This is a genomic window from Lederbergia lenta NBRC 16444, from assembly GCF_001591545.1.
GTDB classification, from domain to species: domain Bacteria; phylum Bacillota; class Bacilli; order Bacillales; family Bacillaceae_C; genus Lederbergia; species Lederbergia lenta.
In genome coordinates this window covers 95,782-118,705 of the sequence record NZ_BCVC01000004.1, presented here as the reverse complement: position 1 = coordinate 118,705, position 22,924 = coordinate 95,782, and the positions used below count along the sequence as shown (strand labels likewise).

Sequence of the window (22,924 nt, the reverse complement as noted above, 5' to 3'; positions counted from 1 at the left end):
ATTCGTAGATTAAATGAAATAAAACTCAATCAGCAGGAATTTTTCCATTCCCACTGATTGTAGTTAGTGACATCTTTGATCTTATAAACTGTTATACATTCAGATTAACAACTTTATTCTCTTCATTCGCTTGGTCTGCCGCAAAAACAATTAGGTGACCATTAATAGAATCTTCCAATGAAGTAGTCGATATAGATGGTTCATTACCTTTCATCACACTAACAAAATCCTCCACTAAACGTAAATCTCCCCCACCATGCATATCTTGGGAGATACTTATATCTATTCGCTCTTCTTTATATTCGTGACCTTTACGTGCATCAGGGTATCGGACAATAAAATACCCGTCCTCCATACACCCCTGAATTTCCCCTTTCTCCCCAATAATGTGGATATTCCTACAAGCCTTAGCGCTACCACCCATCAAATTATGTGTTGCAGTCGTACCATTTTCAAATTCAATCGCTACAGACTGGTGATCAACTACATCATTATCACTATGCCACACACATCGACCATACGGGTTATCTGTTCTTAACGATTCTATTTTTTGTTCCAATGTTGGGTCAGGTCCTAAATGTTGAAGACTTCTCCAAGCGTACCACCCCCATTTACCTTGATCTATGTAGTTCTTTTTGGCTGAGAATGGACATTCATTTTCAATTTTGCAATCAACTAAACAACGGCTCCCCGCCCCTGCCGGAGCCTTTTCAGGACGGAAATGCATTAAACTACCGAAACTAGAAACCCTTTTTGGTTTGGTCCCGCTCATTAACCATGTAACAATATCTAAGTCGTGACAGCATTTTGCAAGTAACATGGAGGATTTACAGGTTTCTTTATTATTCCATTTGCCTCTAACAAACGACACTCCCATATGATCGTATCCTACATTCTCCGCTGTTTGAATATTGATAATATCTCCTATAGCTCCGTCTATTACTCTTCTCTTTATCTCTTTATAAAATGGGGCATAGCGTAAAACATGGCATATCATGACTTTACGATTATACTGCGCAGCAACTTCATTTAATTCTAAAATTTCATTTTTCGCAGTACCAATTGGTTTCTCTAGTAATACATCATAACCTGCTTTTAGTACTGGTATCGTTGTTTGAACATGAACTTCATCCATCGTTCCATTAATCACAGCATCTGCAAATTTTGGTTTTAACACAAATGCTTCAATGGAATCAAAGCATTGCTCTTCTGGTACATTAAATCTTTCTGCGGCTTTAATCCGTCTCAAGTGATCAGGTTCCACGATTCCAACAATTTGCAGTTCTGCCGGGTTTTCAATCGCATACGTTGAATATACATTCGTTCTATTTCCAGCTCCAACAATCACTGTCTTTACAGGACCTGTCCGATTTTTAATCACTTTAACATTCATTTCAGCTGTTTTTGACATAACAACCTTTCCTCTCTGTTTCAAATAAATCCCCAGAGCTATACTGGGGATTTATTTTTATTTCTTAGCCATTTCATACCATTCCGTCGCTTCATCAATCACCTGATCTCCACCACGCTTTTTCCAGTCCTCAACGAATTTATCGAAGTTTTCTATCGGTTCCTTACCTGTTAAAACCCTAGCCGCGAATTCCACCCACAATCCATCCTTTTGCAATTCCGGACGTTCTAAAATGGTTGGAGGGTTGGGCATGTCAAGAGCATCATTTTCACGCCCTTCATTGTTAGCTACCTCTATGGCTTGTTTTATTAAGTCACCGTGAGGTCTATTCGACAAAAACTCTTCATTATCTAAATGTGAGGGTCCAATAAATCTTAAAAAGTTTTGATATAACGTTTCATTTTGAATACTGTCTTGATCTGATGGGTAATTATAATTTATTTTCCCATCATCCATCGTATAATTATCTCCTTCCAGTCCATAAGTTAAGAATGTTTGAACTTCTTCAGATAAAAATTTATCTAAGAATTTGATTGCAGTCACGGGATCCTTATTTGTAGTAGGAATAGCCCAAACCATTTGATTTACCGGTGAGGAAATCGTATGGCCTCCTTTGCCATCAGGACCTACTGGTGCAGGAATAACTGCAAGCTCAGCATCGGGAAAATTACTTTGAATCTCTGTTAGCCACTTGTCTGGATATGTCGGATCATGAATGAACATTCCTACATTCCCTTTCCCTTTAATCTTCGCATCCCAATCTTTTCCTTGTTGAACTAGAAACTCATTATCAAGTAACTTCTCTTCATATAGATCCTTATAAACCGCTAATGCATCTTTCATTTCAGGGCGGATAAAGTTTGGAACTAATTTGCCATTTATATATTTCCAATCGTTTGGAAGGACGTCATACGCACCAAATATTGCTTCACCATACCTGAAATTTTCGCGTGCGGACCAAGGAATTTCATCATTTTGTCCATTACCGTTGGGATCCTCTTTTTGAAAACGTCGGAACATTTCAGTGTACTCTTCAATCGTCGTTGGCGTTTCTATAGATAATTTATCCATCCAATCTTTACGAACCATTACAACAGCCCAGTTTTGAACAGAACGTGTAGATGGTATAGCAAAAATTTCTCCTTCCTTACTAACAAGTGAACTATCCCATTGTTCCTGTGTAATGTATTCTTTTAAATTTGGTGCATGTTCTTCTATAAGATCATTTAATGGTATAAATGCGCCCGCATCGATTGCTGGTGCAACTTGAGGGGAGTTTATACCATTAATCTCCATTAAATCCGGGTAATCCCCTCCAGCAAATGCTAGAGTTAGGCCTTGTTCGTATTCAGCCCATGAAAGTAATTCAATATCTAGTTTTGTCTCAGTTAGTTTTCCTAGTTCCTTGACATATTTATCATTATTTATATTTGGAGAACCCTCTACTGCTTGGATACCTCTATCCGCCATGAGAATGCTAACTTCCGCCAAATCCCCATTCGATCCCGATACAGCACTATCTTTACCCGCACTTGAACTACAACCTACTAATGAAAGTATAATTAATAACGCTACGCTCCTAAACCAAAAGCTTTTCCAGCTTACCTTAGACATATCATCACCCATTCTCTCAATTATTCTTTAATAGATCCGAGCATAGCTCCTTGCGTAAAATACTTTTGGATAAACGGATAGATCACTAAAATTGGTATCGTCGCAACCATAATTGCTGCCATTTTAATTCCTTCAATCGATGATAAAGTAAGTTCTGCACTTTGCATCATCGCTTCCGCATCACTTTCTACCAAGAGTTTCCGTAATTTCACTTGAAGCGGGAATAAGCTAGAGTCGCGAATAAACATCAATGAATTGAAATAACCATTCCAATGCCCTACTGCATAAAACAGTCCAACAGTTGTCATTGCAGGCAATGACATAGGTAGTGCAATCTTCCACCATGTTCGATATTCTCCACATCCATCTATCCTAGCCGCTTCTAATAAATCCTTAGGGATTCTCTGGAAGAAGGACATCATAATGATAAGGTTAAATGCACTAATGGCATTGGGAATCATGATGGACCAAAGGGTATTTAGCATTCCTAAGTCCTTTACGACCAGATATGAAGGTATCATTGGTGCCTGAAAAATCATTGTAAATAATACCAAAAGAATTAAAAAGGAACGTCCCTTTAAATCCGTTTTTGCAAGACCATACGCCATTAGTGATGTTAACAGGAGATTGATAGCGGTTCCAAAGACTGTCACAAAAATACTGATCCCAAAAGATCTCCATATTGCGGCATCATTCAATACTGCCTTAAAGTTTAATAGAGTAAATTCTATGGGAAAAATGGTCACCTTTCCTTGCATAATCGCATTTCCGCTGCTAAATGATCCAGCCAGTATATGTAAAAATGGCAGAAGCATAATCAATCCCATTAGTGATAAAAACAAATAGTTAAATCGAGTAAATACTGTGCGTGACATCGATTCTTTCATCGAGAAACTCCCCCTTCGTATAGATATGTTAATACTGATATTTACTACTAAAGAAGGACTTTGTTAATTTTTCTAAAAAAAGTACTATTCAAGGCCTTAATAAATGGAACTTCCTGTCGTTTTTTTACTCAATTGATTCGCACCTACTATTAAAACTAAACCAATAACTGATTTAAATATTCCAATTGCTGTGGTATAGCTAAATTGTCCTCCGACTAAACCAACACGGTAAATATAAGTGTCAATAACTTCCCCCGTCTCTCTCACTAGAGGATTTAGCAACATATAAATTTGCTCAAATCCTAAATCTAATATATTTCCAATTTGTAATAATAAAAGAATCATAATGGTAGGTAGCATAGAAGGCAATGTAATATTCCATACTTGACGTAATTTCCCTGCGCCATCTACCTCTGCCGCTTCATATAATTGTGGATTTATACCTGCCAATGCTGCCATATAAATAATTGTATTCCAACCTACATCCTTCCAAATTCCTGATCCAACAACAATCGAACGGAAATAGCTTGGCTCCTGCATAAAGAATATTTCTTTCCCACCAAATACTCTAATAATTTCATTAATAATCCCTGTACTCGGAGATAGAAGATTAATTACTAAACCTCCGACAATTACCCATGATAAAAAGTGGGGTAAGTAAAGAACTGTTTGAACTGTTCTTTTAAACGCCATTTTTCTTACTTCATTTAATAACAACGCTAGTATAATTGGTGCTGGAAATCCCAAAACAAGCTTATACAAACTGATCAATAATGTGTTACCGAAGACTTGGGTAAATTCCGGGTATGTAAACAAAGTTAGAAAGTGTTTAAATCCAACAAACGCACTTCCCGTTATACCTTTAAATACATTGTAATCCTGAAAAGCTATGATACTACCAGCCAGCGGTATATATTTAAAAATAACAAAATATAACACACCTGGTAAGATCATAGAATAAAGAGGCCAATGTTTCATAAAATAGTTCTTCTTTTTATAAAACGCTTTCATTTCGACGTTTACATTCTTTAAATGGAGTTCTTTAGAATCTATAATATTCTTCATCCCCTTTCCCATTAAGTTAAAATTATTATATATTTTAAAGTCTTCCAAAAACATGGTTATTCTTTCTTAATATTGTGCTTTTTTGCTATAAACAATAATTTGAAAGTGACATGCGGAGGATGTCAACATGTCTAACATCACATTTACTACATTTACTGGCGCTAGATCTATTTACTGGCCGTCACGGGAAGGATACAGGCCGCGAAAGTAGATGTACTGGCCGTGGCAAGCATATTTCAAGCTGTTGCAATCTAAATACAGGCCATCATCACTTTTTCAGGTTAGAGAATTGGGTTGTAGTTGATCCTAACTTTTCCGAAGCTATTTATTATTATTTTCAAAACATAATTTTTCAGATTTTAAAGATCATGATTTTCTTCCCTGCTTATCCCAAATTATGCTAAAATATAGTAGATGAATGCAGGGGGTTAGAAATGAACAATAAACACCGAGGTATCGGCCTATTCTTTATCATCTTCTTAATTATAGGGCTTGTCTTTTTTCGTCCCAGAATGATGGATGAAAAAAAACTTGCCGCCGAACAGTCTCCTATTGTCCCTACTCTTTTTCTCCACGGTTATAAAGGCAGTGAGCGCTCTTTTTCCACTATGCTATCACGAATGGAAGATCAACAGTGGGGGGAAAAAGCACTTGTATGTCGAGTAAGCAAAAATGGCCGTATTTCTTTAAAAGGTATTTTACCTGAGAATACAGACAATCCTTTTATCCAAGTGATCTTCGAAAATAATCGTGCACGTATAAGCGACCAAACAAAGTGGTTGCAATCAGTTATGAAAATATTAAAGGATCGTTATAATGTTCAAGAAATTAATTTTGTAGGACATTCTATGGGCGGACTTACTTTAACCAGTTATCTAGAAACAACAAATGGCCATGAAGCATATCCTAAGGCATTAAAATTAGTAACAATCGGAAGTCCTTTCAAAGGAATTGATCAAGAAAATTACTTTGATCGTAATTATGGGGCCGCATTAGAGGATTTAAAGGTTGGTTCTTCCGCTTTAAATTTACTAAGAACGAATAAGGATTTTTTTCCTAGGAATTTACCCGTACTATCTATTGTTGGAGTCATCACAGATCCCTCAACTGGAGATGGCCTCGTTTCCCAAGAAAGTGCCTTGGCTAATGGAAATATCGTCAAACATGACCAATTTAAAGGAATAATCCTTAAGGATCCCAAAGCAACCCATTTCGGATTGCATGAACATAAGCGCGTGGATCAGTTGATAGCTGAGTTTTTATGGGGAAAGTAATAATACAGTATAAAGCGTAAAAATCGTTCTGTGCCTTGATATATTAATTACAAATAAATTCCCCTGATATATCTCAGGGGAATTTATTTTGCCTTCGTTCTAGAAAGGGAATTCAAACACAACAACTATAATCGGTTACTTCGAATGAACCCATTCTCCTTCAACTTTTTCTTCTTTTAATTGATTGTTAACATCGGTAATAACGTCTTTTCCACCCTTTGCCAAGTACTCTTCAACGAACTGATCCCATTCGGAAATTGGCCTTTGCCCAACAACCATTTTAGATAGCTCATTTGTAGCATACTCGTTTAACTCATCTATCTTTTCATTGTAAACTGTCGAGTGGATACGCCCTACTGGATTAATATAGAAGTTTGAATCCAAAAGCATATCAACCATTATTTTATTGAATTCTTTCGCTTCTGGTTCCTGGGATTGTACTTCATAATCTAGCATTGACTTTTCCCCTTCAATCCAACCGCCTTGTTTCTGATTAAAATATGCAATCGGTGCATATTTACTAAATTCATCGGTATTCTTGGCTACACCATCTTCCATTGTATAACCTTTTCCTTCGCCGCCCATTGTCCAATCAAAATATTCATTATCCGGTGTTTGTTCTTCTGCAGGTATATATTTCGCCATATAATCCATCATTTCCAAAATTTTCTTTACCTTCTCTGGATCTTCTTTAAGCTTAGCACTTAACATCCACATTCTGTAATAACCGCCACCCGCTACAAAACCTTGTGAACCATCCGGTGCTTCAAAGGCTGGAAGTGCTGCAATTTCTGCGTCAGGCGAGATCTTCCATAATGATGCAAAATCAGCACCTTTTCCTGCTCCAGGCTGCTCATACCAAATGCCAACTTTACCAGCATAAAAGTCTTTAAATACATCATTATAAGGCTTAACCGACCAATCTTTATCAAGAGCTCCTCCCTTATGCAACTCATGAAGGGCAGTGATCTTTTCTTTGTTACCTTCAGATATCTGACCAGGAATTAATTGACCCTCCTCATTTTTATGGTACCAAGTGCTGCTCCAATAGGTACCAAATGACGGATCATAAACCATTCCCTTAGCAAGACCTAAACCAACCGTATCATCCTTACCATTGCCATCAGGATCTTCTGTTGCAAATGCAATAGCAACCTCAACTAATTCCTCAAAATTCGTAGGCATTTCTAATCCTAGTTTATCGAGCCAATCTTTTCGTATCACTGGCTTTTTCCCCCCACTAGCAGGAAAATAAAGCGGGATTGCATATTTATTTCCGTCTACACTTACCGCATCCCATACAGAATCGGGAATCGCTTTAAAATTCTCAAATTCATTTATGTAGTCATTCAAAGGCAAAAATGCACCTTGTTTTGCCCACTTAACAAAGTTTGCACCTGCTAACTCATCACCAATTACATCTGGGATATCGCCAGAGGCCATTTTCACCGCAAGTTTATCTGTATATAAATCGAATGGAATATATTGCGGTTCAAAGGATACACCGAACTTTTCATTGATCTTTTTTACCCCTTCACTCCCGGGTTCTGGCACAGGCGTTTCCCATGTTCCATCAAACCAAGTAATTTTCATCTCTCCATCTTTGCTAGATGAATTAGTTTTCTTTTCCGATGAACAAGCACCGAGTATTCCTACTAGAAGAATAGTAGATAGTAAAAGTAATAATAACCGTTTCATCATATATCCCCCTTTTCAATTTGAATAAAAAAAATAAGTGCGTAATGCTTTTTACTCTTTAACAGACCCGAGCATCACTCCTTTCGCAAAATGCTTTTGCAGGAATGGATAAACAATCAAAATTGGAACAGTTGCTATTAAGATAGCTGCCATACCAATTGTCTCAGCTGGGGGTGGATTATCCATTCCCATTTGAGCACGTATATCCAGCATATTACCTTGGTTTAATATAACAAGCTGTCTAAGCACAACTTGAACAGTCCATTTTGCTGGATCACTCAAATATAAAAGTGCAGTAAAGTATGAATTCCATATTCCCACTGCATAAAATAGCCCAAATGCAGCTAATGCTGGCTTCGAAAGTGGTAAAATAATCCTTGCGAAAATCTGCAAATCATTTGCACCATCTATTATGGCTGCTTCTGTCAAATCCTCTGGTAAGTTAACGAAAAACTGTCTCATCACAATTAAATTGAATGAGCTGATAGCAGTCGGAATAATAAGTGCCCACAATGAATCCATTAATCCTGTCGCTTGAACGACCATATATGTGGGTATCATCCCTGCTCCAAATACGAAAGTGAATAATACGAGAAACAAATATATTTTTTGTCCAAGAATTTTTCTTGATAGCGCATAGCCCATCATAGCCGTTAATAATAGACTGACAAATGTACCAACAACCGTTATATAAATAGAAACCCCTAGTGATCTTACAAACTCTTTCGATCCTAATATGTATGAATAAGCATCCAATACCCACTTTTTCGGAAATAGAAGTAAATCACTTTGGACAAACTCTTCGTATGTAGCAAATGAAACCGCAAACATATAATAAAAAGGAAATAACATTGTAAGTGCTATAAGAGCAAGGATTAGCATATTCAGTTTATCAACAATCTTTTCTGACTTTGTTTGTTTATTAAGCATTATTAAGTACACCCTCCCTTCTTAATAGACTCCCTCATCACCAAATTTTTTGGCTAAACGATTTGCCCCAACGATTAACAATAAGCCAATTAATGATTTAAATAATCCAACAGCAGTAGCAAAACTAAAGTCAGAATTTTGAATCCCTTTAAAATAAACGAATGTATCGAGGACGTTTCCAACTTCCATCGTAAATGGTGTTAACATTAAGTAAATTTGTTCAAAACCAACATCCAATACACTTCCTAGTCGAAGTATTAATAAGATAATAATTGTACTGCGCAGAGCTGGCAACGTAATATGCCATATTTTTCTCCAACGATTAGCGCCATCCACATCAGCTGCTTCATAAAGAGTCGGGCTAATACCTGATAGTGCAGCAAGAAAAATAATCGTTCCCCAGCCAGATTCCTTCCAAATAACCTCTAGGACGATTAAAGGCATAAACCACTGAGGGTCCTGCAAAAAGGCGATAGCCTCCATACCGAAAACATTTCCAAGAAAGGAATTAACAATCCCGTTTGATTTCAATATGATCGTCGCAATCCCAACTACGACTACCCATGAGAGAAAATGGGGTAAGTATACGATTGATTGAATGATTCGCTTAAATGTACCATTTCTGACCTCATTCAACATAATTGCTAATATAATAGACACTGGAAAAGCAAAAACAATTTGCAGGAAGGACAAGTACAGAGTATTCCACAATACTCTTACGACCTCTTTGTCCTCGAAAATCGTTTTAAAATGTTTCATCCCTACCCATTCACTATGAATAAACCCCTGAAAAGCACTAAAATCTTGAAAAGCGATAATATTTCCCGCCATCGGAATATACCTGTAAACGATAAAATACAAAAGACCCGGAAGGAGCAATAAATAGAGATATCGCTCTTTCCAAAGTCTTGCTCCTATTTTCTTTTTAGCCTTTACCGGAATCTTTGGTTGGTTTTGCAGTTTTTCGACACCGGGGTGGTTTGTTTGTAAATCCTTCATTCTTTCACTTCCTCTCCAACCTGTTGTTAACTCATCACTGTGCTTTGACTGATATCTATTACCTTACCACCCGCACGAATAGATTCTGTTGCCGCACAGCCTACTGCTACACTCATTCTCCCTGCAAATGGAGTGGTTAATGGCTGCTTATTGTAAAGAACAAGATTGACAAAATCCTCTGTAATCTTTGGATCTGCTCCTCCATGACTACCTTCTTCTTTTTTTATGTCATATGTCACATCACTTAGCTCATTCCACGAGTTAGACTTTCTCGTGCGAACATACACTTTTCCTTCCAACTCTGAGTTTTCAATTCTTCCTTTTGTGCCAATAAACGTATAATTCCTTTGATAATCAGGTGTGAAATGACATTGTAAGTAAGATGCTTTTATCCCACCTTCAAGCTCCATCATCACCATATTATTATCTTCTACATCAATTTCTTCACGGAATGCACATTGTGTTAAGGTATGTGGACTGTATTCAGTACAAGTATCTTTTAGATCACAAGTAGGACATGTTAAATCATTAGGTTTATCACCACCGAAAAAGTCAAGACTCCCAAATGCAGATACCTTTTTTGTATACTTTCCAGTGATCCAGTGAATAACATCCAAGTCATGTGAACCTTTTTGCAATAACAGCGAGGTTGTATTTTTAGAAGCACCATGCCAATCGTGGTAATAAAAATATCCACCCCATCCAACAAAATGTCTAACCCAGACCGCTTTAAGATCACCAATTACACCAGAATCAACGATACCTTTCATCGTTTGATACATACTCATATAGCGCATGTTAAAACCGACCATTAAATGTTTCCCAGCGTTTTTCGACGCTTCAATAATTCGGTCGCATCCTTCTACAGTGATGGCAAGCGGCTTTTCACAGTAAACATGCTTACCTGCCTTCAGTGCAGCAATCGCATGTTCTTCATGTAAATAATCGGGAGATAAAACCGCTACCGCATCTATATCATCTCGCATTAATAACTCCCGATAATCTGTCGTTGTAAAAGCATCAGGATTAACCGCTTCCAAAAACCTTTCTAGCCTTTCCTCAGAAATATCTGCCGCTCCAACAACTACCGACTTTCCTTCTGGCTTATGCCAGTTCTTCGCAATTCCACTTCTCAAACCTGCTCCAATGATTCCTATTCTTACTGTTTCCATAGATAAATCCCCCTATTAATAATATAATTTCAGCATCAGGAAAATATTTTCCTGATGCTATCCAAACGTTTTCCCATTACTAATAAATAATTAATTGTTAAAATCCCTATATTTTAGAAGATTCTCGCACAATTAGCTCAAAAGGTAAGAAGATTTTTATTGGAATATTTAATTTGCCTTCCACTTTATCTACAATTGTTTTAGCTGCCAATTCGCCAATTTCATACTTTGGTATGTCAATAGATGTAAGCGGAGGGGTTGAATACTTGGCCATCTCAATATTATCAAAGCCTATAAATGCAATATCGTCCGGCACTTTCAAATTTTTTTCAAATACAGCTCGCATTGCTGCAATTGCCATTAAATCACTTGCACAAAACATCGCAGTAGGTATTTCACTTTGCTCTTTCAAAAGCTTTTTCATACCTTCATAACTATTCTCTAAAAGCCATCCAGTATCAATAATCCAGTCTTCTTTAGACACCATTCCCGCTTCTTCTATCGCGGTTAAATAACCCTGAAATCTTTTTTCTACTGCTAGACTCTCATTTCTTGGTCCAGACCCACCACCGATAAAACCAATTTTTTCATGTCCTTGATTAATTAAATGCTCAACCGCCATTTTAGCAGCCTCTTTACGATCATAATCGATAACAGTAATTGTTTCCTCCGAGTAATAAAAATCTAACCCTACTACAGGTAAGTATTTTTTAAGAAACTTAAGCGTCTTTTCATCGATTCTATCTACTAAGATAATACCTTCAATACCGGATTCATGAATCATCTTTAGAAGCCTTGATTCGTCCGCTATTTCATCCTTGTACATATTAATTAAAGTATAATTTAACTTATCAAGCGTATTGCTTATACCAGAATAAATATTGGAGAAATAAGGGTTGAACTCGGCTACCTTTGGATCAGCGACCCATCCAATTTTCATTGTTCTTCTTTTGCTCTCATGAGAACTTTGATTTGTTACTAAATTCCTTGCATGTAAATTAGGTATATAACCTAATTCCTTCACTGCGTCCCATACCTTTTGCTTAGTTTCCTGATTGACATTTCTACTTTTATCATCCTTAATCACTCTTGAGACAGTAGAAATAGAAACTCCAACTTTCTCTGCAATATCTTTTAATCTAACCAACCGAAAAACTCCTCTTGATGCATCATTACATTACTCACTTTCGAAAACACAGCTATAATTAACAGAAAATTACAAGTGATTAGAATATAACGCGGATATACAAGCTTGTCAACCTTTTCTATTATCTTAAAACCTTGAGCTGTTATACCACCGCGATTCATTAGATTAGAAGTGCCAAATTCGCACTACAGTAAATCCTATTTAATAGATGACTATTAAACTTTCAGAATTCGTCAAATAGCAGCTTAAATACATCGGCAAATCGATACCCCATCATTTTATACCCTTCCGCATTAGGATGAAGACCGTCCGGGAGTAAGTTTTCTGAGTCCGCGTCTAAAATATCCAATCCATTTACATAAAATATATGTTCATCCCCATTTTCATTGAAAATATCTACGATTTCTTTTACTTGTTTACGCATTTCAATCAGTGTGAAACCAACAAGATTGGGGGTTTCCTCTCTAAATGTACCAAAAATAGGTGAGCTTAATATAATTGGTACGGATGGTTGTTTTTCGCGAATAATTTTAATAAATCCGATGATGCTAGCCTGAAATGTTCGATGGTTATAACAATTCCAACCGTACATATTAATTCCTGCACATAATGAGATGAAGTCAACAGATGTATCCCTAATTGTCCGCGCTACCATCGGCTCAAATTGACATTGGCCACTAAAGCCCAAACAAATGGAATCCAATTCCAATTCTTTAGCGGTGATAGCCGGCCATGTTTGAGAAGGACTTTCAGCAGCATGACATTGTGTAATAGAGCTTCCATAAGAGAGCCATCTTTTTCTAGTGGATGAGTGGAGGTTCCACTCTGCCTGTTCATCAATATATACATTTTTCAAGGACACTTGCTCTTGTTGTGATAAATAAATTTCTACCTTTTTGTTTTCTCTCGATAGGCCGCCCAACGTAAAAGATGAGACACCTGCCTCAACAATGAATGTCTTTTCTAATTCGTTTTCTATCACCATATCAAACTCTATTTCAACTGGAGATAGAGCAAACTCCACCTTTATTTTTTGGGAACTCGTTTCGAATATAATTCTTACTCCTGCTGGTACTTCCGCCTGGCCATTGAGTAGATTGGGAGTAAAAAAGTCTCTCTCTTTATATAAAATCCGCCATGGTTTAATAAATTCCCCTTTTCTTTCTAGTGATAAAGCACCTAGTATTGTTTGGGAATTCAACGTAATAGGTTTCATTTAGGCACCGCCTCCTTTCAGAGTTGTTATAAAAGAACAAATTACAAAAGCAAATAATACTTTTGTAATTTGGAAGTTACTTTATTATGACTTCAACCAATCCAGCGTAAATGTTCCGAATTGTATATCCATATTATTCCAATTGTCATAATCATAGACTTTTTCAAACAAGACGCCAATTTCCCCATTCTTTAAAACTGTTAAGCATGAATAACCGTAATGGCTGTCTTCGATGACTTTACTGTAGGGCCATGTCTTTCCGCCGTCTTCGCTTAAACGAATCGTCCCCTTTTCTCTCTTTGTTTCATTATCTGGGTTAGAGAATAAGACTCGTACTTTTCCATCTCCTTGATCAGGATAAAGAATGACACTAGATTGACAGATTGGATCAACCAATGTCATGTCAAACGTCACTTCACCCCAAGTCTTACCGCCATCTGTACTCGTTGTTACGGCCGTTCTCTGAAGTCCGTAATGATTTCGCAAATAATACTTAAGCTCTCCATTTGGTAACTCGATTACTTGAGACTCCGTTAGCATTTGCTTATGATCAGAAATCGTTTCAGCGGTTAGTGTTTCACCGTCTAGCTCTCTACCATCGTTCGGGGATTCACCACGTTGCCATGTGACACCGTGATCATCACTGTAGATTAAAGCACATGACATATGACCTGTTTTATTTGAAAAGTAGATCGGGAAAGCTAATCTTCCTGCCTTTTCTCCATGCTTCAATTGAATACCACAACCAGGGCCAGATCCAATAAAGCGCATCCATTCCTCTTTTACCAATGGGTTTAATTCGCGAGGTTCTGACCATGTAAGCCCATCATCATCACTTTTAATCACTTGTAGAAATGATGTTCTCGCTTCTAGTAAACTTTCATTCGAGTCAATTCCCTTTTTGTAATAAATATTACCTTGTGCTTCGTCACCTTTGAACACATAGCCTTCTTTATCTACAGTATAATCTGTTGCATTCCCTTCAAAGTCAATAACTTTCCCGTCTTCAGATAACAAATAGGTATTTCCTGCACTATCAAATAGTTTTCTGTTTCCTTTTGAATCAAACCCGACCCCTGCTTCACTCGCCCATAAACCAATCCCGCCTGGTGTATGCATATAAAGCATAAATAATGTACCTGTTTCCTCGTCCTGCAATAATGAAGAATCAATCGCAGCCGCTCCGTCCAATCCTTCACCGGCAAATGCAACGAGCCTTTGGATTGGATTCCAGGTCTTACCGTTGTCTCCACTACGTCTAATTGCCACTTCAATCTGGTTTGGATTATCTGTTTGATCGACTATCCTTGCATCAATGCCTGCAATAACTGTTCCCTTTCTTGTTGTAATCATTGATGGAATTCTATATGCTTTTGAACCTGCATAATCCGGATAAAAAATTGCTTGCGTTTCAATATTTGGCATAAATAAAAACCCCCGCATTTAGTAATTTGAAAGTATAATAGTTTAATAAAAGGCGGGGACTTCACAGAAGCGCGTAGCACTGTTGTGGCCCCCAATACATTACTTCAATAGTTCAGAAACTTTAGGTGCTTTTTCTAATTCCTCAAGAGTCTGCTTTCCTCCATTATTCATATAATTTTCCACGTATTTATCCCATTCTTTATCAATATCAACTTCCCCAACAATTGCCTTCATTCTAAATTCCTCAACAATTGTATTCATTTGCCCACTATAACGATTCTCAATATCTCTCAAGTTTGTTTCATTTAGCATATCCCATTTGTATGGACGGATTAACATCTTCTCTTGAATATCCTCACGTGCATAAAATTCATCTTTTAACTTCAGTGTATACTCAGAGTTAATCCACTGTACTCTTTCTTTATCATACGTGCGGAAGTTATAGGCCCAAAACCCAGAATTACCTTCTTGCTCTGCATATTCTGGTCGTACTTTAAGTGCTGATTTCTCAGGCTCGCCTTCCCAATCCGAGTGTACACCAACTTCACCAAACAATGTCCATCTTGCATCATTATCGAAATTAATATAGTCGAAAATTTGTAGAATTCTTGCCAATTCTTCATCAGTTACATGTTTAGATACATAGAATGCATCTGCTAAGTCTACGACTGGTAGATACGCTTTTACTCCTTGTTCTCCATCTGGGCCAATTTCTGGTCCTGTTGCAAGAATTTTTGCTGTAGAATCAGGATTTTCGACAATATTTTGCGGGGCACGTCCTTTCGCCCAATCATCCATTGCAAGATAGGATGGCTGCGCAATATAATAACCAATTTTTCCTTGCTTGTATTTTTCCCAACTCGTATTTTCATCAATTGTTGTAAACTCCGGATCAACTAGCCCCATATCGTACCATTTAGCCATTTGCTTTAAAAATTCCTTGTACTTCTCAGATATCTCCGCCTTCACTAATTTTCCATTTTCAAGAAAATTATAGCCACTACCCAAACCGTAAGCGCCCATTAGCGACTGAGCCCAATTCAAATTATTATTCGCTGGTGAAATTCCATACGTATCATTTTTTCCATTTCCATCTGGATCATCAAAGGTGAAAGCGATTAATATTTCCTCTAACTCTTCCAATGTATAAGCTTCTTCAGTAAAGAATATTTTCTCGCGTCCACCGCTCGGTCCTACTTGCTTTATTTCACCTGGAGGCTCAATGCCTAGATTCTCTAACCAATCAAGACGAAGAGTTGGGCCCCAAGGTAAACCATATACGTGCGCATATTGCCCGATTAATTGTAAGTACTGATCTTCCGTACCTTGTTTTAGATTCAAATTTGGTCCCGGTGGATTCTCTTCTAGCATTTTCATATAAAGTGGTGCGTACTTCTCTAACATTTCTTTTGGAATTGTTCTCGTTAAACCAGAATCATACATTTCTTGCGCAGTTTGACCACCCGCTGTGAATGCAAACGTGTCAGGCAGGTCGCCAGAGGCTACCATTAAGTTTACTTGTTCAGCATTCCACGTATCCAGTTTTGTATTTTTAATTTTAATATTAAATTGCTCTTCCAATCGTTTTTGCACATAGTTGTCATCTTCCACTTTACCTCTTGTAACCGAACCGGAAAGATTTAATGTTAATTCTTTCGAAAAGTCTCCAGCCTTTGGAAGTTTAGATATATCGACTACTTCCTCCGTCTTGTTAGCGGCATTCGAACTACAGCCTGCGATAACTAATGCCGCTGACATGATAGCTCCTAAAAAAAAGTGTCTCATCCGTTTCATCTTTTCTCCTCCTCAGTATCATTATCCTTTAAGAGATCCAATCATAATACCTTTGATAAAATACTTTTGAACAAATGGATAAACTAACACAATAGGTCCAATTGAAATCATAACAGTAGCTGCACGCACATTACTTAATAGTAAATTTTCATTAGAGCCACTACCACCAATAGCACCGGCATCGGATGATTGCGATAGATCCATTGCGGTCATCATATCTCTTACAATCATTTGCAAGACAGTTTTAGCATCATCTTGAATATAAACTAAAGCATGGAACCATTCGTTCCAATGGAATACCGCTGCCCATAAGGCAATGGTTGCAATAACAGGTTTAGATAATGGCAGAATGATCTTTGTTAAAATTGTAAAGTAACTTGCCCCATCCATAACTGCCGATTCTTCTATCCCTTTATCAATTGTCATGAAATAATTTCTCATAATAATGATATAGAAAACGTTTACTGCCGTTGGTAAGATTAACGCCCATCTTGTATCAATTAATCCCAGGTTTTTCACTAATAAATAATCCGGAATAATCCCACCTGAGAAAAACATAGCAATGAGAAAAAAGATGGTAATTGTATTGCGATATGGTAAATCCTTTTTTGATAGAGGATAAGCTGCCAACATAGTGAAAGCTACGATTAAGAATGTTCCTGATACTGTTCGAATAATCGTATTTATGTATGCTTTCATAATACTTCCATAGCCGAAAACAAATTGATACGCATCTGGAATCCATCTTTCTGGCCAGAGACTCATTCCAAGACCAGAAGCCTGTTTTGGATCGGAAAAGGATAAAACAAGCGTCTGCCAAAACGGATAAAGTACCATAATGGAGAAAATAATAAAACAAATAGTTAATATTAGTTCAAACAACGAAAATTTCCTTTTTCCCATAATCATCCTCCTCTCTACCAGATTCCATGTTCACTTCTTCGACGGATGATTGCATTTGCACCTAAGATGAAAATAATTCCAATGATGTTTTTAAACAATCCAACTGCGGTCGCATAGTCAAACTGGAATTGTTCCAAACCACTTCGATATACATACGTATCAATAATGTCAGCTACTTCATAAACAAGTGGATTATACAAGTTCAAGATTTGATCGAACCCGGCATTCAAAATTCCACCTAGACGTAGGATGAAAAGGATAATGACCATAGGCATAATAGATGGTAGTGTAATATGAAGCATTTTCTTAAGTCGATTAGCCCCATCCATTTCAGCCGCTTCATAAAGTGCTGGGTCAATAGATGCGATTGTTGCCAAGTAAATAATCGCTCCGTATCCAATTTCCTTCCAAATATCTGTCAATATTAAAACTGGTATGAAGAATAATTTACTGGATAAAAAGTTAACTGGATCCCCACCAAAAGCAGTAATGATAAAGTTAACAATCCCCCTTTGCGGAGAGAATACTTCGATAATCATTGCTGATAGAATAACCCAAGACATAAAATGTGGTAAATACGAAATAGATTGTGTGACTTTCAAGAACTTTTGATTTCGTATTTCATTTAGCAAGATTGCAAAAATAATCGGCGCAGGAAATGCAATTATTATTTTTAAAAGGCTGATAAAGATTGTGTTCTTTAATGCTCTTATAAACATGAAGTCTGTAAACAATCTCTCGAAGTGCTCAAAATTATTCCAAGGACTCCCCCAAATACCTAGTCCTGGTGAAAAGTTCTTGAACGAGATAATGACACCATACATTGGTAGATAGTTAAATATGAATAACATAATAGCTGGGAACAAAAGCATGAAGTAAAGTAGTTTCATTTTTTTCATTTGTGCCCAAGTAGACTTTTTCGGACTTTTTAAATCAATCTTATTAGCAGCTATAGCTGTTTTCGTGTCCATCATCTCACTCCCCATTACTTAAGGTATTGAATCAATCTAGTTATGCATAAGACTTGATTGCATGCTCAATCTCTTCGTTAAGTTTTCTTATTTCTGCCCAATTGGATTCTTTAACAGGCAATAGCGGTAAACGTGGAGACCCCGTTTCAACACCTCTTAAGCTTAAAATTGCTTTAGTAGCCCCATATAAAGAAGGATAGCTTAATAGCTTAGTAATGATTGTATTAATCTTTGTTTGCAATACTTGTGCTTCCTCGATTGCTCCTTGCTTGTAATAGGCATCCAGTTGACAAAATAGTTCTGGCATTACCCCGTATGTACCACCAATTCCTCCATCAGCTCCCATAATACGTCCACCTAGGTACTGCTCGTCTGGACCGTTGTACACGAGGAATTCTTTGCCTGCATTTGCTTTAAATTGCTGAAGTTCGAATACGCTTTCACCAGACATTTTAATTCCAATAACTTTATCTTGAGCAATCATTTTCTTAAATAGAGTTTGTGTTAATTGAAAGCCTGTTGTCTGCGGGATATTGTAGATAATAAATGGCAGCGAAGAGCTATCGATCATTTCCTGCCAATGTCTCTCTACAGAATCCTCAGATAATCGGTAATAGATTGCTGGAACAGCTGAAATCGCATCTGCCTTATTATTTTCCGCATGAACCGCTAATTCCTTACTCTCTATCGTTGAGTTAGCGCCAATATGTACGATAATCGTTAATTCATTCCCTACCTCTTCCATTACTGCTTCTAACACTTTTTTTCTTTCTTCGACTGTTTGAAGGATACCTTCTCCCGAACTTCCGCCTACATATAAACCCTTTATACCAGTATCCACATAATAACGCGCAAGTTTCTTCACTCTTTTCTCACTCACTACTCCTGACTCATCGTAAGCAGAATACATTGCAACGAATACACCTTTAAACTTATCCAAATCCCAAGCTGTCATTACATTCAACCCTTTTCTTAGTTTTATTCATATTATGGTCCTACCACTTAGGTTTGAAACTTCAATCATCTTGATTGATTTTCAGCTTTCCATATTATACTATGGTCCTACCACTTAAATTATTTATAATACTTTTTGTATATTATTTCTATAAGTTAACCGCTTTCATTATTTTTGTCAAGACTTTTTATTTTTTGTTTGATTAACATATTAATAATGAACCACCTCGCACTCGTTTAGATAATAGTATACTATATTGGTAAAACCATCCAACTATTGTATTAGGAGAGAAAATAATGCTCGAACGCAAAAAACATTAGCCGAAATTGTAAGTGACCGGATTAAAACCTTCATTTCTGAAAATAATTACCAACCTGGCAAGCGCTTACCATCAGAGAAAGAAATAATGGACATGTTAGGGGTGAGTAGAACCATTGTGAGAGAAGCCCTTAAGACACTTCAATCACATGGAATTATAGAAATTAAACAAGGTGTAGGAATATTTGTGAGTGAAATAAAGATACAAGGATTTTTCAAAAATGTATCTCCTTTTATAAAATTAGATAAAGTGAAATTTAAAGAACTAATAGATACAAGGATTATTTTAGAATTAGGTGCCATTGAGTTAGTGATTGAACACTATCATTTGGATAAAATAAAGAAAATGTCACACTGGAATGACCTCATTCTCGAAAAGGTCGAAAATGGCGAGAAACCCAAAAACGAGGATTTATATTTTCATCGTTCTTTATTTGATGCTACCTGTAATGAAACTTATATTCAACTATCTAATGTTATTGCAGAATACTTTAAAATGAATCAACTGGAAGAAATTGTTGATTTTGAAGACTATATTGCTTCCTACAAAGAGCATAAATCAATTATTACATTGCTAATTAATAAAGAAACTGAAAAAGCAAAACTAGCAATGAAAGCTCATTTATATCATCTGTATGACATACTTCATAAATGGGAGGAGAATAGTCAAGTGATGGAATAGAAATATATTTTACGAAGCTTGAAAGTCGAATAAATAATGATAGAGATGAAGTTACTTGTACGATGAAAATGATAATTTAATGATACAGTGGTCCTACCACTATTATTTTTCCTTACTTACAAACTTTTTCATAATAATTTAAAAGCGGTGAATACAAGTGAAACCTATTCAAGATAAAGAAAGATATACATTAAGTAAAATAGTGAGCGATAATTTACGCCAGTATATTGTTGAAAACAAGATGACTACTGGGGATAAACTTCCTTCTGAGAGAGATTTAGCGGAGATGTTAGCAGTAAGTCGAGTAATTATAAGGGAAGCTTTAAGAACTTTAGAATCAACTGGGATTATTATTATTAAACATGGAGAAGGAGCTTTTGTTAACACAGATGATCCAACTGTTATTTTCAATCATTTACTTTTATTCTGGGAAATGAATACTGAAAAGACCGATGAATTGTTCGAGCTGAGGCATCTACTAGAAAAAACAGCAATTGAACATATAATTGCCAATACTGAAGCTGAACATTTGGAAGAGCTTCATAATATTATGGAGAGAATGGATAAAACAACAGATCCGCTATCGTTTAAACAATTAGATATCGAATTTCACAGAGGACTCATTCAAGCAACTAAAAATCAATTATTTACACAGTTAACAGATATTATCGTAAAATATTTCTCCAATGCCCCACATTCACAAATGGATGAAGCAGATAGAATGAAAACAATACAAGAACACAAATTGATATTAGAGGCCCTTAAAGCTAAAGATAAAGAGCTTGCCATTCAACTTTTAAGTGAACATTTACAGTATGCTAGGAAATTGAAAATAGAGCAAAAGACGCGGACTGTAAAATAAATTTACACTTATAAAGAGCGGCTACTTTCATGACCTCAGTAAGTAGCCGCTGTAACATGTAGCTTTCATATTTATCGTGAATGGAGGGTCTAGTCTAGCAGCAGACTTTTATTAATTCTCTCTTCAGATGCCAATATTTCAACCTGCACAAAATGCAGCATAGCTTTCTTCTCTTGTAGCCGTCCAAACTATATTAAAAACGGATCTTTTACCTCTGAGAGCCATGAACGTAGTTTTCTGTCCAGCTCTTCTGCAATTGGATGATTTTCAAACTCATCGATCTGCTTAGGGTGTAATTGGAATTTGTCATCTCTTAAGTTATAAAGCAATCTTACTCGTTCTTCCCCTGGCGCATATCCATTATGAATAACGTATGTATAGTTATGTGTCCGAACTGCTCTCCACCCATACGCTCGGTTATCTAATCCAGCTTCTCGGAAAGTTTCAATTGCTTCCTTCCGACCTGGATATCCACAAATGTAGGCAGCCTCAGGTCCATCACTTCTTTGATTGATGATCAAATTTGATACATCAGTACCTTCTACCGAATTTGGAATTTCCAAATCAAGTAGACGTAGTAGTGTTGGCATAATATCAACTGTATTTAGCAACACATCCGATTTCGCATGCGGAATTACCTTGGGCCAGCGAATAATAAAAGGCACACCAATAGATTCCTCATACCACACATGTTTCGCCATCAAGCCATGGGATCCCATCATTTCTCCATGATCAGAGGTCAATACAACAATCGTATCCTCTTCCAACTGTTCGTCCCTTAATAATTGCAAGATTCTCCCAAACTGATCATCAATACCCGATATTGCAGCTAAATAATTTAGTTGGTTTATCTTTAACTCTTCCAAGCCTCCATCCACCGCTTCACCAGTATGAACAATATATTTTGAGTCATGTACGTTTTCACGTAAAGGTAGTTCTTTCTCTCTGTATAGCTTCTGGTATTTTTCTGGAACTTGTTCGAATGGGCTATGTGGAGGATTCCATGATATAAAAAGACTAAATGGTCTATCTCTCTTCCTATCTTTTATAAAATCCAGCGCACAATCTGTTTCATGCTCTACTGACCATTGATTTACTTTTATCTTCTCTGGACTATCTTGCCAATAATGTGGGGCAAAGTGATCATCCCAAGCTCCGTATGAATACCAATACTGAAATCCATGCCTTTTCGGTCCTGGAGGTGTGTATGCATCCCAACCCATCGCCCCCGATTCAGGTTCATCCGTTACATTCAATTCCGGTAAATCAAGATGCCACTTCCCAATATAACCCGTTTCATAACCCGCTTTGAAAAGCACATCACTCACACATATTTCGTCTGAACTCAGCATAAGATCCGCGCCCACTTTGCAATTTGTATATACCCCGGTGTTAATTGGATACTTCCCCGTAAGTAAGGAACCACGATGGGGTGAGCATAAAGGGGAGACTGTGACTGCATCCGTTAAAACGGTACTTTCACGAGAAAAGGAATCAATATTTGGCGTAAGTACAGGGTCTTCGTCTTCATATCCTACTGCCTGTCGGCGCCATTGATCTGCAAATATATAAATGAGATTTGGTTGCCCTTTATCCCTCAT

19 protein-coding genes are annotated in these 22,924 nt (G+C 37.0%); 3 read left to right on the top strand and 16 right to left on the bottom strand.

The window, feature by feature from the left end; translation table 11 throughout:
* Positions 1-91: 91 nt before the first annotated feature.
* The 4 genes from BLE01S_RS14605 to BLE01S_RS14590 form a co-directional block, all read right to left on the bottom strand.
* Positions 92-1,411, bottom strand: a complete 1,320-nt coding sequence (locus BLE01S_RS14605) for a Gfo/Idh/MocA family protein (RefSeq protein ID WP_082788753.1) — start codon at positions 1,409-1,411, stop codon at positions 92-94.
* Positions 1,412-1,468: 57 nt separating this feature from the next.
* Positions 1,469-3,025 (bottom strand): extracellular solute-binding protein, encoded by a 1,557-nt coding sequence (locus BLE01S_RS14600; protein ID WP_066144141.1) that lies wholly within the window; start codon positions 3,023-3,025, stop codon positions 1,469-1,471.
* A gap of 20 nt (positions 3,026-3,045) precedes the next feature.
* A complete protein-coding gene (locus BLE01S_RS14595; RefSeq protein ID WP_066143746.1) occupies positions 3,046-3,912 on the bottom strand; it encodes a carbohydrate ABC transporter permease in 867 nt (288 codons plus the stop codon).
* Between the two features lie 96 nt (positions 3,913-4,008).
* Entirely contained in the window at positions 4,009-4,923 is a 915-nt protein-coding gene (locus BLE01S_RS14590) for an ABC transporter permease (RefSeq protein WP_066144137.1), read from the bottom strand.
* Positions 4,924-5,411: 488 nt separating this feature from the next.
* Between BLE01S_RS14590 and BLE01S_RS14585 the strand changes: the two genes are divergently transcribed.
* Positions 5,412-6,251, top strand: a complete 840-nt coding sequence (locus BLE01S_RS14585) for an alpha/beta fold hydrolase (RefSeq protein WP_066143743.1) — start codon at positions 5,412-5,414, stop codon at positions 6,249-6,251.
* 135 nt (positions 6,252-6,386) lie between these two features.
* Here BLE01S_RS14585 and BLE01S_RS14580 read toward each other — a convergent pair whose 3' ends face one another.
* The 11 genes from BLE01S_RS14580 to BLE01S_RS14530 form a co-directional block, all read right to left on the bottom strand.
* The gene (locus BLE01S_RS14580; RefSeq protein WP_231955860.1) at positions 6,387-7,952 is read right to left on the bottom strand and encodes an extracellular solute-binding protein; all 1,566 of its coding nucleotides are present in this window, start codon (positions 7,950-7,952) and stop codon (positions 6,387-6,389) included.
* Positions 7,953-8,000: 48 nt separating this feature from the next.
* Positions 8,001-8,879 carry a carbohydrate ABC transporter permease gene (locus BLE01S_RS14575; RefSeq protein WP_066143737.1) on the bottom strand — a complete coding sequence of 293 codons (879 nt, stop codon included), beginning with the start codon at positions 8,877-8,879 and terminating at the stop codon, positions 8,001-8,003.
* Positions 8,880-8,900: 21 nt separating this feature from the next.
* On the bottom strand, positions 8,901-9,878 hold the full coding sequence (locus BLE01S_RS14570) for an ABC transporter permease (protein ID WP_082788752.1): 978 nt from the start codon (positions 9,876-9,878) through the stop codon (positions 8,901-8,903).
* A 26-nt stretch (positions 9,879-9,904) separates the two neighbouring features.
* Entirely contained in the window at positions 9,905-11,050 is a 1,146-nt protein-coding gene (locus BLE01S_RS14565) for a Gfo/Idh/MocA family protein (protein ID WP_066143733.1), read from the bottom strand.
* Positions 11,051-11,156: 106 nt separating this feature from the next.
* Positions 11,157-12,197, bottom strand: a complete 1,041-nt coding sequence (locus tag BLE01S_RS14560; RefSeq protein ID WP_066143730.1) for a LacI family DNA-binding transcriptional regulator — start codon at positions 12,195-12,197, stop codon at positions 11,157-11,159.
* 223 nt (positions 12,198-12,420) lie between these two features.
* On the bottom strand, positions 12,421-13,413 hold the full coding sequence (locus BLE01S_RS14555) for an SGNH/GDSL hydrolase family protein (RefSeq protein ID WP_066143727.1): 993 nt from the start codon (positions 13,411-13,413) through the stop codon (positions 12,421-12,423).
* An 84-nt stretch (positions 13,414-13,497) separates the two neighbouring features.
* A complete protein-coding gene (locus tag BLE01S_RS14550; RefSeq protein ID WP_066143724.1) occupies positions 13,498-14,838 on the bottom strand; it encodes a sialidase family protein in 1,341 nt (446 codons plus the stop codon).
* 99 nt (positions 14,839-14,937) lie between these two features.
* A complete protein-coding gene (locus tag BLE01S_RS14545) occupies positions 14,938-16,632 on the bottom strand; it encodes a type 2 periplasmic-binding domain-containing protein (protein ID WP_066143720.1) in 1,695 nt (564 codons plus the stop codon).
* Positions 16,633-16,653: 21 nt separating this feature from the next.
* Complete coding sequence (locus BLE01S_RS14540; protein WP_231955861.1) at positions 16,654-17,535, bottom strand: carbohydrate ABC transporter permease; 882 nt, start codon at positions 17,533-17,535, stop codon at positions 16,654-16,656.
* A gap of 14 nt (positions 17,536-17,549) precedes the next feature.
* A complete protein-coding gene (locus tag BLE01S_RS14535) occupies positions 17,550-18,509 on the bottom strand; it encodes an ABC transporter permease (protein WP_111703566.1) in 960 nt (319 codons plus the stop codon).
* 37 nt (positions 18,510-18,546) lie between these two features.
* The gene (locus tag BLE01S_RS14530; protein ID WP_066143711.1) at positions 18,547-19,461 is read right to left on the bottom strand and encodes a dihydrodipicolinate synthase family protein; all 915 of its coding nucleotides are present in this window, start codon (positions 19,459-19,461) and stop codon (positions 18,547-18,549) included.
* A gap of 256 nt (positions 19,462-19,717) precedes the next feature.
* Between BLE01S_RS14530 and BLE01S_RS14525 the strand changes: the two genes are divergently transcribed.
* Together BLE01S_RS14525 and BLE01S_RS14520 are read left to right on the top strand one after the other, a co-directional pair.
* Positions 19,718-20,461 carry a FadR/GntR family transcriptional regulator gene (locus BLE01S_RS14525; protein WP_066143709.1) on the top strand — a complete coding sequence of 248 codons (744 nt, stop codon included), beginning with the start codon at positions 19,718-19,720 and terminating at the stop codon, positions 20,459-20,461.
* 157 nt (positions 20,462-20,618) lie between these two features.
* Complete coding sequence (locus BLE01S_RS14520) at positions 20,619-21,323, top strand: FadR/GntR family transcriptional regulator (RefSeq protein ID WP_066143707.1); 705 nt, start codon at positions 20,619-20,621, stop codon at positions 21,321-21,323.
* Between the two features lie 188 nt (positions 21,324-21,511).
* Here the strand turns inward: BLE01S_RS14520 and BLE01S_RS14515 are convergent, their stop codons facing one another.
* Positions 21,512-22,924, bottom strand: coding sequence for a sulfatase family protein (locus tag BLE01S_RS14515; protein ID WP_066143704.1), 1,413 nt, complete (start codon positions 22,922-22,924; stop codon positions 21,512-21,514).

Bases quoted from the DNA above. Each gene is read 5' to 3' on its own strand.
- BLE01S_RS14605 (WP_082788753.1), bottom strand. From the start codon at position 1,411: ATGTCAAAAACAGCTGAAATGAATGTTAAAGTGATTAAAAATCGGACA.
- BLE01S_RS14600 (WP_066144141.1), bottom strand. From the start codon at position 3,025: ATGTCTAAGGTAAGCTGGAAAAGCTTTTGGTTTAGGAGCGTAGCGTTA.
- BLE01S_RS14595 (WP_066143746.1), bottom strand. From the start codon at position 3,912: ATGAAAGAATCGATGTCACGCACAGTATTTACTCGATTTAACTATTTG.
- BLE01S_RS14590 (WP_066144137.1), bottom strand. From the start codon at position 4,923: ATGAAAGCGTTTTATAAAAAGAAGAACTATTTTATGAAACATTGGCCT.
- BLE01S_RS14585 (WP_066143743.1), top strand. From the start codon at position 5,412: ATGAACAATAAACACCGAGGTATCGGCCTATTCTTTATCATCTTCTTA.
- BLE01S_RS14580 (WP_231955860.1), bottom strand. From the start codon at position 7,952: ATGATGAAACGGTTATTATTACTTTTACTATCTACTATTCTTCTAGTA.
- BLE01S_RS14575 (WP_066143737.1), bottom strand. From the start codon at position 8,879: ATGCTTAATAAACAAACAAAGTCAGAAAAGATTGTTGATAAACTGAAT.
- BLE01S_RS14570 (WP_082788752.1), bottom strand. From the start codon at position 9,878: ATGAAGGATTTACAAACAAACCACCCCGGTGTCGAAAAACTGCAAAAC.
- BLE01S_RS14565 (WP_066143733.1), bottom strand. From the start codon at position 11,050: ATGGAAACAGTAAGAATAGGAATCATTGGAGCAGGTTTGAGAAGTGGA.
- BLE01S_RS14555 (WP_066143727.1), bottom strand. From the start codon at position 13,413: ATGAAACCTATTACGTTGAATTCCCAAACAATACTAGGTGCTTTATCA.
- BLE01S_RS14550 (WP_066143724.1), bottom strand. From the start codon at position 14,838: ATGCCAAATATTGAAACGCAAGCAATTTTTTATCCGGATTATGCAGGT.
- BLE01S_RS14545 (WP_066143720.1), bottom strand. From the start codon at position 16,632: ATGAAACGGATGAGACACTTTTTTTTAGGAGCTATCATGTCAGCGGCA.
- BLE01S_RS14540 (WP_231955861.1), bottom strand. From the start codon at position 17,535: ATGGGAAAAAGGAAATTTTCGTTGTTTGAACTAATATTAACTATTTGT.
- BLE01S_RS14535 (WP_111703566.1), bottom strand. From the start codon at position 18,509: ATGATGGACACGAAAACAGCTATAGCTGCTAATAAGATTGATTTAAAA.
- BLE01S_RS14530 (WP_066143711.1), bottom strand. From the start codon at position 19,461: ATGACAGCTTGGGATTTGGATAAGTTTAAAGGTGTATTCGTTGCAATG.
- BLE01S_RS14515 (WP_066143704.1), bottom strand. From the start codon at position 22,924: ATGAGGGATAAAGGGCAACCAAATCTCATTTATATATTTGCAGATCAA.